Origin of the sequence: Nocardia nepalensis (assembly GCF_048910785.1) — a bacterium.
Lineage (GTDB): Bacteria > Actinomycetota > Actinomycetes > Mycobacteriales > Mycobacteriaceae > Nocardia > Nocardia nepalensis.
Window position 1 is genome coordinate 12301 of the sequence record NZ_JBKBET010000044.1, and the last position, 12265, is coordinate 24565.

Annotated in this window: 16 protein-coding genes; 10 read left to right on the plus strand and 6 right to left on the minus strand. The window is 64.5% G+C overall.

Annotation, left to right across the window (positions count from 1 at the left end; genetic code table 11):
- Nucleotides 1-109: 109 nt before the first annotated feature.
- The 4 genes from ACHQ4I_RS41795 to ACHQ4I_RS41810 form a co-directional block, all read right to left on the minus strand.
- Entirely contained in the window at nt 110-1024 is a 915-nt protein-coding gene (locus tag ACHQ4I_RS41795; RefSeq protein ID WP_420777472.1) for an SUMF1/EgtB/PvdO family nonheme iron enzyme, read from the minus strand.
- Between the two features lie 67 nt (nt 1025-1091).
- The gene (locus ACHQ4I_RS41800) at nt 1092-1874 is read right to left on the minus strand and encodes an aminotransferase class IV family protein (protein ID WP_420777473.1); all 783 of its coding nucleotides are present in this window, start codon (nt 1872-1874) and stop codon (nt 1092-1094) included.
- A 290-nt stretch (nt 1875-2164) separates the two neighbouring features.
- Nucleotides 2165-2536: a DUF397 domain-containing protein gene (locus ACHQ4I_RS41805; RefSeq protein WP_420777474.1), complete on the minus strand. Its 372-nt coding sequence runs from the start codon at nt 2534-2536 to the stop codon at nt 2165-2167.
- Between the two features lie 9 nt (nt 2537-2545).
- Nucleotides 2546-3403, minus strand: a complete 858-nt coding sequence (locus ACHQ4I_RS41810; RefSeq protein ID WP_420777475.1) for a helix-turn-helix domain-containing protein — start codon at nt 3401-3403, stop codon at nt 2546-2548.
- Nucleotides 3404-4018: 615 nt separating this feature from the next.
- On the opposite strand from ACHQ4I_RS41810, the gene ACHQ4I_RS41815 reads away from it, so the two are divergent.
- From ACHQ4I_RS41815 to ACHQ4I_RS41850, 8 genes are all read left to right on the plus strand, one after another.
- A complete protein-coding gene (locus tag ACHQ4I_RS41815) occupies nt 4019-5008 on the plus strand; it encodes a hypothetical protein (protein WP_420777476.1) in 990 nt (329 codons plus the stop codon).
- A 26-nt stretch (nt 5009-5034) separates the two neighbouring features.
- Complete coding sequence (locus ACHQ4I_RS41820) at nt 5035-5346, plus strand: hypothetical protein (protein WP_420777477.1); 312 nt, start codon at nt 5035-5037, stop codon at nt 5344-5346.
- Nucleotides 5346-5546, plus strand: a complete 201-nt coding sequence (locus ACHQ4I_RS41825; protein WP_420777478.1) for a hypothetical protein — start codon at nt 5346-5348, stop codon at nt 5544-5546. Before ACHQ4I_RS41820 ends, ACHQ4I_RS41825 begins: the two co-directional genes overlap by 1 nt.
- A gap of 107 nt (nt 5547-5653) precedes the next feature.
- On the plus strand, nt 5654-6142 hold the full coding sequence (locus ACHQ4I_RS41830; RefSeq protein WP_420777479.1) for a hypothetical protein: 489 nt from the start codon (nt 5654-5656) through the stop codon (nt 6140-6142).
- A complete protein-coding gene (locus tag ACHQ4I_RS41835; protein ID WP_420777480.1) occupies nt 6139-6639 on the plus strand; it encodes a hypothetical protein in 501 nt (166 codons plus the stop codon). Before ACHQ4I_RS41830 ends, ACHQ4I_RS41835 begins: the two co-directional genes overlap by 4 nt.
- Before the next feature lie 98 nt (nt 6640-6737).
- Nucleotides 6738-7220, plus strand: coding sequence for a hypothetical protein (locus ACHQ4I_RS41840; RefSeq protein WP_420777481.1), 483 nt, complete (start codon nt 6738-6740; stop codon nt 7218-7220).
- Between the two features lie 120 nt (nt 7221-7340).
- Nucleotides 7341-7775, plus strand: coding sequence for a hypothetical protein (locus ACHQ4I_RS41845; protein WP_420777482.1), 435 nt, complete (start codon nt 7341-7343; stop codon nt 7773-7775).
- 50 nt (nt 7776-7825) lie between these two features.
- Complete coding sequence (locus ACHQ4I_RS41850) at nt 7826-8236, plus strand: hypothetical protein (RefSeq protein WP_420777483.1); 411 nt, start codon at nt 7826-7828, stop codon at nt 8234-8236.
- A 489-nt stretch (nt 8237-8725) separates the two neighbouring features.
- Here ACHQ4I_RS41850 and ACHQ4I_RS41855 read toward each other — a convergent pair whose 3' ends face one another.
- A complete protein-coding gene (locus tag ACHQ4I_RS41855) occupies nt 8726-9694 on the minus strand; it encodes a TRM11 family SAM-dependent methyltransferase (RefSeq protein ID WP_420777484.1) in 969 nt (322 codons plus the stop codon).
- A 47-nt stretch (nt 9695-9741) separates the two neighbouring features.
- The gene (locus ACHQ4I_RS41860) at nt 9742-10446 is read right to left on the minus strand and encodes a hypothetical protein (RefSeq protein WP_420777485.1); all 705 of its coding nucleotides are present in this window, start codon (nt 10444-10446) and stop codon (nt 9742-9744) included.
- Between the two features lie 456 nt (nt 10447-10902).
- Here ACHQ4I_RS41860 and ACHQ4I_RS41865 point away from each other — a divergent pair, with 456 nt between their 5' ends.
- Together ACHQ4I_RS41865 and ACHQ4I_RS41870 are read left to right on the plus strand one after the other, a co-directional pair.
- The gene (locus ACHQ4I_RS41865; protein ID WP_420777486.1) at nt 10903-11895 is read left to right on the plus strand and encodes a hypothetical protein; all 993 of its coding nucleotides are present in this window, start codon (nt 10903-10905) and stop codon (nt 11893-11895) included.
- On the plus strand, nt 11886-12263 hold the full coding sequence (locus tag ACHQ4I_RS41870; protein ID WP_420777487.1) for a pilin: 378 nt from the start codon (nt 11886-11888) through the stop codon (nt 12261-12263). Before ACHQ4I_RS41865 ends, ACHQ4I_RS41870 begins: the two co-directional genes overlap by 10 nt.
- Nucleotides 12264-12265: the final 2 nt, after the last annotated feature.

Here is a 12265-nt window from a genome sequence, read left to right on the forward strand (position 1 = left end):
GAGACTCTAACAGTAATCGAATATGTGTTCGATACTGGGATCTCGGCGATGCCGCCGATTCGACTCGTTGCCAGATAGCGCGCCGTCGACACGTCGACCCGCTGAACGTTCATGGGCTCAAAGACATTGTGATGCAACGGAACCCAGTGTCGTCGTCGAGCATCGCTTGGTCTGCGTCGTTGAGAGCTGAAGGCAGTGCGCGGTCGAACGGGGATGTGAAGGCGCTGCCTTTGAGTTCATAGCGGTCCGTGGTCGTGGAGGTTGCGCACCATTCCCATACGTTTCCGCACATGTCGTAGACACCGTATGGGCTCACGCCGCTCTTGTACCGATCGACCGGAGTAGTGGAATTCGGACCGGATCCGCGAACGTTGCACTTCGCGGGCGTGGGCTGGTTTCCCCATGGCCAAGCATTGCCGCGAGTTCCACGGGCGGCTTTCTCCCACTGCTGGCTTGACGGCAGTTCCTTTTCGGCCCAATTCGCGTAGGCGACAGCGTCATCCCACGTCACCCACACCACCGGGCGATCTGCGATGTCGTGCGAGGGAACCGAAGCATTCCAATGACGAGGCGGAGGATGGTTGGTTGCGATCACGAAACGTGAGTAATCGGCGTTGGTTGTCGGGAAGATGTCGATGTAGAACCCATCGGTCCAGAGCGGTTCGTTCTGAAGACCAGCCAGATAGATGCCTCGCGGGATCCAGGTCATCAGCTTGCCGTCGGCGGGATGACGAATGCTGGTAGGTGGTTCGGGGACGTCGACATCGCGGGATTCGCTGAGCACTCCAGGCCCGGCGAACTCGGCGAACCGGGTGCGCTCGTCGCCAGTCATTCGGGAGAAGGAGGTGTCGAGCGCAAGCTGGTTGACCGGCCGGGGGCAGGTATTGCAGCCGCCTGCTTCCCATTTCGACACCAGGCGGTCGCTTACGCCGAGATGGGCGGCGAACCCCTTGAGGCTCATCCGCCGTGCCTCGCGCAAGGCTCGGACTTCGGCTCCGGTCCAGCGCTTCACCACCGTGATCATTGCGCGTGTTCTCCCTTTCCCCTCTTGGTGGCAATTGAGCCTAGCCAACAGGGCATCGGGATGTGTGTCAGATCGGTTGTGGCGGTATGGATTCGTACTCCTTGCGGAGGATATCGATGAGTTCGTGTTCGACGGGCCATTGCGTGTCGTCGATCCGGGAGACAGGCCGTAGGCCGACGGCAGCGTTGGTCGCCACCGCTGCGGCGAACTGTGGAAGCTGAGCCAGGGTGATCGCCTGCGACAGGACTTCCTCATCACGGGTCTGGCTGATCAACCGCATGGTGGTTCCGGGGAGAACATCGGCTTGTGGCCAGATCAATTGTCCGTCGGCGCTGATGAATCCGATGTTGGAGGTCGCGATCTCAGTGACAGTGCCGTCTGCTGTTGTGAATAGGACATCGTCGAAGCCGTTGCGTTGCGCGTTGCGTCGTTGGTGGAGCGCGCCGAAGAGGCCGACGTGCTTCACCCGGGGCAGATCACGTGAGTACACCGCGGATTGCAAGCTGAGTGGGCCCAGTGGAGTGACCGGGGCTCGACGCTTGGTGACCAGCACATGGGGCTGCGCGTCGGCGCCGGGTTTGCCGAGTTCAAGGTTCGGGTCGAATACAGTCACCCGGACAATAACGGTTTCGTCCTTGCCACACAGGATTTGGCGGACGAGGTCTCGGACAAGGCCGGAATCGAGATCGGCCTCGAAAACCGTTCGGCAGTCGCGGATCAGTCGGTCCAAGTGCAGCTGCAGACCACGGACACCACCGCCTTCGACGCGCATCGACGTGAAGTGCCCATATCCGACCAGTCCCAAGGCACCGATCTGATCGACCGTAACCGGGACTCCGTTGAGTTCCATAGCGGTCAGTGTTTCACCCGCAGCGCTCGACGCAATGTCCCGCAGTGCCGAAAGTTCGGTGAAAGGGCGGTGCAACGCGCTGTCACGGCAGTTCCGAGCTCACGCGGCTGCGTCAATGCTGACCGTATGGACGAAAACCAGCGAACCGCCTGGACGACCTGCTCGCCACCGGAGAGCTTTCCCAAGTGAAGACGGGCGTGGGTGTGCAGTTGACATTCGGGCGTCGCCGAGTTGTGGCGCTGCTCAACGCACCAACGCACATGATGGTGAGCAAGTGCTGCCGGCCTCGATCAGGCGGCTGCGAACTCCCCGTCCTGAACGCCTGCGGTGAAGGCGGTCCATTCGCCCTGGGTGAAGGTCAATGCTGTTCCGTCAGTTGCTCGGACGACCACTTCGCCCGATGGTTGCCGCTCGATCGTGGGAATCCGGTACTCGGTATCCCTGTTTTCACCCGCCGCCGCGGCAAGGAATGGAGCCCAGTCTTCGGTGCGGATCGCGATCATCGGTTGGTTTGCGGGATCGTTCGCAGGGTTGCGCCGGTATTTGCTGTCGCGGATCAACAAAGTGTCGGACTCGGCGTCGAACGCTACCTCTACGCACTGTCCACCGTTCGTGCCGCTGTAGCTGGAGGTCCGCCAGGTCAGGCGGTCCTGGGAAATCATTCGATGCTCCTACGCTCGTTCAAGACGATCGACATAGCCCCGGATGACCTGGGCCGACTCGTCGGCGGTCAAGGCCAACGCCTGAAGTCGATCAGCAATCATTTTATACAGCGCGACTTGGTCCGGATCCTGCACGTATACCGCGCCGGTTTGGTACTCGATATAGCCGATGCTCTGGGCTTCGGCGAAGCTCAGCAGCGTGAAGTCGCCGTCGAGACCGACGTGGACCGCGACGTTCTTCGGCATGACGTTCAGCTCGACGTTGTCTCGCTCCATCAGCCGGAGCAGATGGCGGAGCTGCGCCACCATCACCTCGGGACCGCCGACCAACCGTCCGAGAGTGTCTTCCTCGATTACCGCTTGCAAGCTCAGAGGATTCGATTCATCGGTCAGTCTCTGCCGTGCCAGCCGAGCCTTGATGGCCTGCGGCAGATCCAACGGTGCGATCTGCAGACCACCGCTGAGCAAGGCGGTGGCGTATCCCTCGGTCTGGAGCTGGCCGGTCAGAGCCATCGCCTGATACGTGAACTGGCTGGTCGCCAACGCTTCAAGCCCGGCAAAGGTGCGAAACCAGTCGGGCAGTACCTCACTGTATGGAGCCAACTGGGTGCCTTCGTCGGCACGTTTCGCGAGCGACTCTATGCGCTCGATCTGGTCCGGCGTGGCGCCGTAAAGGCGCATCAGCTTCGCCACATCCTCCGGTTGCTGCTGATACTTGCCGGTCTCGATGTTGTTGATCTTCGGCTGCGTGCAGCCGAGTTCTTGGGCCGCAGCGGCTTGGCTGACGCGTGCGCGGATCCGCGCCGTTCTCAGTTCATGCCCGATCAGGAATCGCAGCGCGGACGGGTGCGAGCGGCTGACGGTCACTGTCGGTCCTCCAGCGGGTCGATGTTGGCCGTCCAAGTATTCACCACTCCCTGAGCCTACCCACCGATCGCTCCATATTGGCTGTTGTATAAGCTTATATATTTGCTTATGATCGGACCACGGCGGATGCAGCCGCAACGGACGATCGGGAGCGAGGACCAGAGATGGCCGTTCTCCAAGGCTCGACACTGATACACAGCGACCAAACCGGGCACCAAGCTCGAAGCGTCGGACAGGGCGGCTGGGTCGTCAGCTTCCTGCCCGGCCGCACCCTCACTGAGGATCAAGCAATCGCAGCCCTCCGCGCTGCCGATGGCGTCCTCGAAATCCAAAGGTATGCAACACTTCTCGGACTGACAGCGCTTGAAGTTGTCGGGCTCGCCGCCACAGAATCCCCATGGCTGCCCACACCGCGACCTGCATCAAAACGCTGGCCTTGGTCGAGGGGAGCTTCGCAATGATGCTCGGCTGGGCACTGGTAAGCGGGTGCGCCGGTATGGGCGGAACGGACATCGCACCGCCGCCATCGACCGATGAGCGATCTGGGTACTGGGCCTGGATGCGGCAGGCGGGCTGGTGCCACCGACGCGAATTGATGTTGGCGGTGAGTCGGCGATGACCGCTCGCATGTACGGATATCTACAGCTGTCGCTGGTCGGAACAGGAAAGGCGCTCGCCGAGCAGCAGATCGAGGCATTCGCTGCCAGTCGGGGCGGTGTCGTCGACAGGTGCTTCTATGAGTTGGCACCGCGGGTTGGTGTGTTGTGGTCTCTGCTGGAAGCGGTGGATCGCCGATCGAGTGAGCCGGTGGCGCCCGCGCTCGCTGAGGTCGCGCACCGGCAGGGAATCAGTCTGGACCGGTTGCTCGACAGTCCGCCTTCGACGGCAGCGTTCTGGGCGGCGGTCGCGGAGCTGGATCGGGTAGGCGGCGGCTACATCATCACACTGTCGCCGGAGCATCTGGATGGGCTTGGCGCGCCGAGATCCATACTGCTAGACCGGATCTCACGGACGCATCCCTCGATCGAAATCCTGTATGCCACCGCCATCACCGAACCGGCGCGACCAGACGAGCGGCTCGCATCGAATCGGAGGGAAGTCGTTTCGAGCAGTTCGGGGGTGGTGGGTGAGTTCCATGTGGCGGCGCTGGGGTGTGCTGTGGAGGTCGCCAGTCTGACCGTGCACATGGATTTGTCGCGGGCCGGGCTCGTGGACATGGTCGACCATGTCGATGCGTTGCTGCGCGAAATCATCGGCAGTGCAGTGGCATTCGATGCCCAGACAGTGCCCGAGACTACGAATCAGTTGTCGATCCGGCTGGTTCGCGATCACCAGCGGCTGCGGGTGCTGGTCCACGAGACCCGAGAACACGCCCGCGAGCCGATCAGTCACACCGTTGAGGCGCTGTGTGGTTTGACGGGCCGGGCTGTGCGGACCAGATCAGCGAGCGGCGGGACCATCACCTGCTGCGAGTTGCCGCTGGAGGATTACGGCGGGCCCGTCGAGCGGGTTCGGTCCGATCTGCCAGGCGAGGATCCGCACGATCATGCACCTGCGTTGCGCGGGCGGAGTCTGCCTGGTTCGAGCGTTGGGCGTCGGTCGTGACAGGGCGGGCGCGGGCGTACGGGATCGTGAGCAGGGACCGATCCGGGGAACATGCCTCCGCCGAAGTGGCGACGATCCGTGAGGCTGCTCGCTACGCCAGGCTGGATTTGCGTGCAGTCTCGGTCGTGCGTTCGGCGAACCTCAGTGTGCTGCTGGCCAGCTTCGCGACGTCGGGAATCAATGTGGTGATCGTGCCGAGCGTGTTGCATCTGACCGGATGGCTCGATGCGGTGCGCCGTGACTGCGATGTGTGGACATTGTCTCCGCCCGGCTACTGGCCCCGCATTCATGCTTCGGGGCTGCCGGGTGAGTTCATCGCCAGCTCGGGATTGTGCTGATGAAATCCCCACGCCGTGTCCGGCATATCCACATCGAATCTGGGCCGCTCGCGCTGGATTTCCAGGGCAGCGCTGAGCAGATCGGCAGTGTCGCCGCGCAACTGGCCACCGCCGCTGATGCCGTCAACCTCACTTTCACCGTGGACAACGAAGTCGGCCCGGACCTTCCCGAACTCCCCTGCGGCGAGCTCTGGGAATAGCCGCCCACCGGTCGCGAAGCGACCAGTTCCCCCTCCACGGCACGAAGTCGTTCTACCCGCGCGGTACGCGCAGCCCGTGAATTCCGATCAACGAGAGGCAGATCCACATGGCCACAGCGACAATTTCCATCCCCGCGACCATCACTGAAACAACCGCCGAGAGCGAACTCGCGATCATTGATGAGCGCCGCCGGGTGTATCAGGACGAGTTCGGGTTCAACACCTTCCGCGACCCACGCACCAACGCGATCACGATGGTCGCCGGGCGCGTGTCCGCGGTGATCACAACAAACACCCTCGGCCCACAGGTCAGAACCCTGCTCGACGCCGCGCCGGTGCCGGTGTTCTCGGTCGGGCATCGCGTGTGGGTGTTCCTGACCGACAGTCCGACACCGACGGACAACACCGCCCAGCTGAGCGTCGAATTGTTCAAACACAGTGCGGTCCCGCTGTTCCCGGGCGCTCTGATCGTTCTGCCGACCCCAGGCAACGAGAAGCGGTGCTGGCTGCACCTGCCCGACGGTAAAACCCGGCCGTCTTTCACCGCCGTGGTCGATGCGGTCGAAACCGCTGCGGCCCAGGCGGGTTCGCAATGAACACCGCCGATTCGACCACGCCGCGCCGGTTGCTCGATGACCAGCTCGCCCCGGCATGGATGGAATGGCTGGCCCATAAGACCGACGCCCTCGACCGATTCTTCACCCACGACGTGCCACAGATGCCGCCGGACCGATACTCCGAGAACGGAATCCGTCTCGCCGAACACGCGCTGCTCACCCGATTCACCGTCCTGGGCACCGCCGATCCCGACGATCCGCTGCTCGCGCGGTTCGGCTGCTACCTCGGCGAAGTCTTCACCCAATCCCTCGACGGGTACTGGATCAACGAGCCCTTCCCCAACCCTTGCCTGCCCCGGGCGACGGTTCGGTTCCCCTACACCGACCTCCGGCTGTGCGTCCAAGAACAGGTCGCACTTGCCCTGCACCACCGATCCGGCACCTGCTGGTCGCAGACATACCTCGCACTGTCCGGTCTGTGCGCGGCGTGGTGGGAATCCGGACACAGCCGCCGGTTAGAGCGGCACACCCTGTGACGCCGCGACTCAGAACCGCCTTGGGCGGCACAGATTCACGGCAAACCACATTCGAACTCGGAGGAGCTGGAGAGAGTTATGGCTGAGGGAGCCATCAAATGGTTCGACGCAACCAACATGGACCGTTTCGCGTCACCGCCACCGACCACACCAGAAACACCCGCACCGTCGAACACCCCTGGGGGAGTGAATCGCTGATGTTGCGGTCCAAACGCAAACCCGTCTCCGAGCCGCGTCCGGTCGTCCTCGGCTACATCAATGCCGCCCGAATCCCTGCCGGGCAGAACGAAATCCACGTCGGCGCGCCGATGCGTGCCCGCGCCGCCGAGTGCGGATACACCTGGGGCGGAACCTATCTCGACCGGGGCACGCATGGTGAAACCGTCGCCGCGCTCACGCGCGCCGCTAACGCCAACCCGGCCGTGGTTGCGGTGATCGTCCCCGACGACACCCACCGACCGGGCGGCCAACAAACGATCACCGCCAGCACACGCCAGATCCGTGTCGTCACCACCGACACGATCGACGCAGCGCCCAGCGCCCGGACCCGCCTCGACGAGGAAGCCGGTCGTGATGGCTGACGACACCGCCCGAACTCCCTCGATAATCTGCTCTCCCGCCGATTCGGCAGGCAGTCGGATCAGCGATCCGCTCGCTGTCGCCGACGCCGCTGGCCAGTTACGTGTTGTCGGGGATTGCGGGTGACCGGCCTTCCCGACAAGGACATGCTGCTGGCCGCGTGCCGAGGGGTCCCGGTCATCACCGACCACCCGATGCTCGACGCGGCCGGGGAACTCGCTGGCCTGCACGAGACCCGAGAGAACACTCCATGGTGCGCACTCGAGGACATCGATTGGCACCGCGCCAGGTTGATGCGCGACATCGACCAGTGGGTCCAGCTCGCGACACCGGTCCCCTTCCCCGCCGCCAAATTGCACACCCACACGATGGGCCAAGTCGTCGACCAAATCGCGCAGCTGACCGCCCAAACCTATATCGCACTCGCCGCCGCACCGGACCAGCTGTTCGACGACGCCCGCACCCAACTCGACGAACTCGGTGACGCCTACCAGGACTTGGCCGACGACCTTGCCCGCGGTATCCGTCGCCTTCCCCAACTCACCACACCGTGGTGACAAGCACTGTCCGCCAACACCTTCCCGGCCAACAACGACAGGCGATTGTCATGAACGCTGTAATCCCACCCGGACCCGACGATCTGCGGCAACCAGGCCACGCCGAGGGAGCCATCTTCGGTGACTGCCTCACCGACCCCGGCGAACTCGGCACCAACGACGCGATCCACGCGATGAGCGTCCACCACAGTTGCCCACCACAGTGCTTGCCCCTCGGCCGGGCGATGGACACCCTCAGCGTCGAGTTCGTCTCCACCGCGATGCCATCACCGGACCTGCTCACCGGCGGCGGGTCCGCACAGCAATCGGCCACTGAGGCGCAGCCATCGGTCGAGATCGACGAGCAAGACCAAATCCTCGCCGACACAATCCGTTCGCACCAACGGCTTGCCAGGCCGCGCCGAGCCGACAACCTGGCCGGCCCGCACGCTATCCACACAAACTCGGCCACCAATGAGTAATCCGGCATATCTGCACCCCGGCCCGAGTCGAATATCGACAAGGCCGACCCACACCCCGACATCCCTTCGTATCGCGGCCCGCGCCCCATAGGACGCGGGCCGCGATACGAAGGCGAGACCGGTTGCGTCAGTTCAGGTGTCGCATGGGTCGTCGCCGAGGCGAGCGGCCATGAGGCTGGACAGATCACCCTGGGGCCAGCACCCACGGTGTGGGCTGTGGTGGGTCTACTGTCGCAGCCCACCTCATCAGACGCGTTTGCAGCAGTAGCGCGGGTCGTCGCACCGGTGGCCGTCACAGTCGTCGAACGGCCAAGGCGGCCAGTACCGGGAGGCTGCGATCGTTACGTCGATGGTGCTGTGAGGCGCGGGTGCCACAGCCGTGGCTAGAGCCGTTCCACTGATCGAGCCGAGTGCGATTGCCAGGACGGCGGTCATTTTGACCAACATGTCAGAACCCTTTCGATGTGCTGGGTTTCGGAGATCGCGTGGTCACGCGGCCAGGGTGGTCGGGGTGTGCGGATAGCGCGGAAGCCCATGAGTGGAAATGGCACTGCGTTCGCCGGTGCCCGCCTCGGTGTTGGCGCGCGGCGGCACCCTGAAAATCAGCACGTCCTCATGTGCGATGAGGTGCACCGGCAATCCCGCCGCCCGTTGCTTCACGACGAAGTCGCGTTGGAAGAAGCTGCTGCGGCCGATGATGTCGTCCTCGGCCAAGCGTCCGAGCAGGGCGACACAGCGTTCGACGGGGATGAGCCCGGCCAGGGTGCCGCAGGTGATGATGTGGGCGGGCAGGTCGATGAGTTCGGCGTGCTGCCGCCACGGTCGGGCGGTGACGATCACGTGTCCGCCAGGGCGCAGCAGTGTGGTGGTGGCGGTGAGGATGCGGGTGAATCCAGTCAGCAGCCGTCCGAGGCCGAGGTTGGCGAGGTTGCCGCGGTCGAGTGTCGCGCCGTAGCGGTGGTTGTGTTTGTGCACGCCCTCGCCGGGGCGGACGGAGACGTGGCCGTGGGTGGAGTCGCCGTATGGGGGTGAGGTGATCACGAGGTCGACGGCGCCGAGATAGTCGGCGGGCACCACGGTGCTCAGTCGTCGTGCGTCGCCGGTGAATACCGCGGCGTCGTGCTCGATGCCCGCTTCGCGGGCGAGCTGCAGGTTGGTGCGGGCAACGTTCACCCAGCGCGGCTCATACTCGACGCCGATAGCGCGCCGACCTTGGTGAAGGGCCTCAATGAGGGTGGTCCCGATTCCGCACATCGGGTCCAGCACGAGGTCGCCGGGCTTCGTGTAGTGGGCGATGGCATGGGCGGCGATGGCAGGCAGCATTTTGGCGGGGTGTGGGGTCCCATCAGGGCTGTAGCGGCCCAAGCGCTGCTTGGCGGGTGAGGATTGCGCGGTCGCCCACACCGACAGCGGCAACATGGGTGTGGCCGAGCCGGAGTGGGTGTCGGGGGTGCTCATCGTGAGCCTTCTTCCTGTCGTGGGGACGCGGCGGCGAGGGCTGGCGTTTACGGGAGAGTTCGCGGGTTGAGCTGGAGAACCTGCTGGTCGCGGTCGTTAGGTTGGGTAAACACCAGGACGTCGGTATGGACCCGGTCGTGGCCGCGTCGTCGGGCTGCGGCGGTCGGCGTGGTGGTGTCGGCGACGATGGCGTCGCCTCGGATCGCGACAGCGGCGATGTGCTGGAGGTAGAGCAGGTCCGCGGCCTGGGCATCGGCGACGATCGCTCCGGTGGGATCGTTGAGGACACCGTGGGTCCAGTCGCAGCGGGTGAGGACGACGAGTACCCCGCCCGCCCGCAGCCGGGTCGCGGCGAAGCCCATCAGACGAGGGCCCGCGTCGGGGTTGTGGTGGCCGGGCATCTGGGTGGTGATGATCAGATCCACGACGGCCGGATCGCCGACGGACGGGTCGAGGATCCGGACGGATCGTCCGAAGCCCTGGATGTGGCTGAGGGCGTCGGTGATGTCGGATCCGCAGCGGCCCGTGGCCTCGTGCGGGTGGGTGGGCCAATCCAGCAGCAGAATCTGATCACCGGCGGTGCTGAACTCACCGACTGCCCTGGCGACGATCGAGGTCGGCCACAGGTGGGCCGCGTCGATCGGCTCGGTGCCAGCAGCCCAGATGGTCGTCGGGATCACCTTCTCCGGCCGGATGTACCCCGGGCCGGTCGTGTGGCGGCGTGATCGGCGGGCGGGTCGGGGTGCGGTCATGAGAAACGTCCTCTCCCTGGAGTGAATAGTTCTGCATCTGTCCACTCCGCCCGCGAATTCGTTTTTCAACACACGAATCCGAAACGGTCGAAAATAAGAACGACTCGAAATATCAGCCGGGCACCAACGGCTGAAACACTCGCCGGACTCAGGGCAAGAAAATTCTTCGGCACGTTTGCAAGAGACAACCCCTCAGATCACCCGTCGCGCCAGGGAGGGCGCGCCACCGAATCGCCACCAGATCTACACATCTCCTGATAGATGCCCTAACCGACACCCTGACCCAGTCGCCGACTTCGGCGGCGAACCGTGGCCTCGGCGGACCTGAAGTGGCGGCTGAACGGGTTCGGAGGTTGTTTGGAGGTCGTTTGGAATTAGTTCGGTGGCGTTTTGGTGGCGGCGGTTCTTTTTCCTTTTCTCAACGCTTCTTCTCGCGTCGAGCAAAGGAGTCCGGCAATGAATTCTTTGAATACCGCAGAACTGTCGCTGGGTCGCGGGCCGTGTTCGCCGTTGGATGTAGTGCGTGCAAGTTTCGAGGCGATGGCCGCCGAGCCGGTCATACGCGAAGCCGTCCTCGCGGCTGGTTTGGAGTTACGGGAGCTACGCCTGGATGGGCTGCGGGATGTGCTGCTCGATCCGGGGTTGCCGATCGCGACGGTCGATGCGGTGTGGGTCTGTCTGGTTGAGCGGTCGCGTGTCCATGGCGGGAACGCGACTATGGCGTGCGCGGGCCTCGCACTGCCGGTGCTGGCCGCGATCTCGGCGCGGCTGTCGTCGCGGTGGGCAGGTGATCGCGCCGATATCGAGGCGGCGGTGTTGTGCGGTTTCCTCGCCGAGCTGGGTCGCATCGATCTGTCGCGGCCGTGGGTGCTGCACCGGTTGCGGTGGGCGGCCTACCGCAGCGGGTACGCGTGCATGCGCGAGCGCCAGGACGCCCCGGCACCAGCCCATTGGGTAGGCAGGCCCACCTCCGACGAAAGCAGCACACGGCAGCGACGGCTGATGCGTTCGCCCGACGGGCACCCCGAACTCGTCCTGACCCAAGCCGTCGATGCCGGGGTCGTCACCAGCGCTCAGGCCCGGCTGATCGCCCTCACTCGGTTACAGCGGCGCTCTCTGACTTCAGTGGCGGCCGAGCGCGACACCTCTTACAAGGCGCTGCATCAAGTGAGGCGCCGCGCCGAGCAGAAGTTGGTCGCCTACCTCGCCGAGCGTGCCCGCGACCTGGATCCGACGCGGACCAGCACGGTCGAAGCGCAAGTCCTGATCTCGCCGACCCGCGCGGACCGGACTCGCCGGCCTGTCGTCGGCACTGGTCGCGGCGGTCCAGCTACGTCACCGGTTCGCGGGCCGCTGTCGAAACCAGCCCGCAAATCGGGAGTGAAGGTGCGCGGGAGCGCATCGGCCGCCCCCGCATACCCGACCTCGGAGGTGCCCCGATGCGCGTAAACCGTTTCCCTCGCCTGTTGGTTCACCCGACCGCGCGGCTGCGCCGTGGCGTGTTGATCACGATCGGCGGGTGCGTCGTGCTGGTCTGTGTTGCCGGTTCGGCAGCGGCGCAACCGATTTCGAACCTCGCGGTCGCCGGATCGATCGAGGAAGTCCTCGACAATCTACGCAACTGGATCGTCGGCATCCTCGCCGCCGTCGCCACCGTCTGCCTCACCGTGGGCGGTGCCCGTTACCTCATCTGCTCGGGCGACCCGGGGGAGGTCGAGAAGGCGAAGTCCGCGTTGCGGGCGGCGATGATCGGCTACTGCCTGGCACTGCTCGCGCCGGTCATCGTCAGCGTCCTCAAATCGATCGTGGGTGGTTGACG

What these genes read in the sequence shown, in the direction of transcription:
- ACHQ4I_RS41825 (WP_420777478.1), top strand. Translation starts at nt 5,346, where the DNA reads ATGAAATCCCCACGCCGTGTCCGGCATATCCACATCGAATCTGGGCCG.
- ACHQ4I_RS41870 (WP_420777487.1), top strand. Translation starts at nt 11,886, where the DNA reads ATGCGCGTAAACCGTTTCCCTCGCCTGTTGGTTCACCCGACCGCGCGG.
- ACHQ4I_RS41800 (WP_420777473.1), bottom strand. Translation starts at nt 1,874, where the DNA reads ATGGAACTCAACGGAGTCCCGGTTACGGTCGATCAGATCGGTGCCTTG.
- ACHQ4I_RS41840 (WP_420777481.1), top strand. Translation starts at nt 6,738, where the DNA reads ATGGTTCGACGCAACCAACATGGACCGTTTCGCGTCACCGCCACCGAC.
- ACHQ4I_RS41865 (WP_420777486.1), top strand. Translation starts at nt 10,903, where the DNA reads ATGAATTCTTTGAATACCGCAGAACTGTCGCTGGGTCGCGGGCCGTGT.
- ACHQ4I_RS41855 (WP_420777484.1), bottom strand. Translation starts at nt 9,694, where the DNA reads ATGAGCACCCCCGACACCCACTCCGGCTCGGCCACACCCATGTTGCCG.
- ACHQ4I_RS41795 (WP_420777472.1), bottom strand. Translation starts at nt 1,024, where the DNA reads ATGATCACGGTGGTGAAGCGCTGGACCGGAGCCGAAGTCCGAGCCTTG.
- ACHQ4I_RS41815 (WP_420777476.1), top strand. Translation starts at nt 4,019, where the DNA reads ATGACCGCTCGCATGTACGGATATCTACAGCTGTCGCTGGTCGGAACA.
- ACHQ4I_RS41805 (WP_420777474.1), bottom strand. Translation starts at nt 2,536, where the DNA reads ATGATTTCCCAGGACCGCCTGACCTGGCGGACCTCCAGCTACAGCGGC.
- ACHQ4I_RS41830 (WP_420777479.1), top strand. Translation starts at nt 5,654, where the DNA reads ATGGCCACAGCGACAATTTCCATCCCCGCGACCATCACTGAAACAACC.
- ACHQ4I_RS41850 (WP_420777483.1), top strand. Translation starts at nt 7,826, where the DNA reads ATGAACGCTGTAATCCCACCCGGACCCGACGATCTGCGGCAACCAGGC.
- ACHQ4I_RS41835 (WP_420777480.1), top strand. Translation starts at nt 6,139, where the DNA reads ATGAACACCGCCGATTCGACCACGCCGCGCCGGTTGCTCGATGACCAG.
- ACHQ4I_RS41860 (WP_420777485.1), bottom strand. Translation starts at nt 10,446, where the DNA reads ATGACCGCACCCCGACCCGCCCGCCGATCACGCCGCCACACGACCGGC.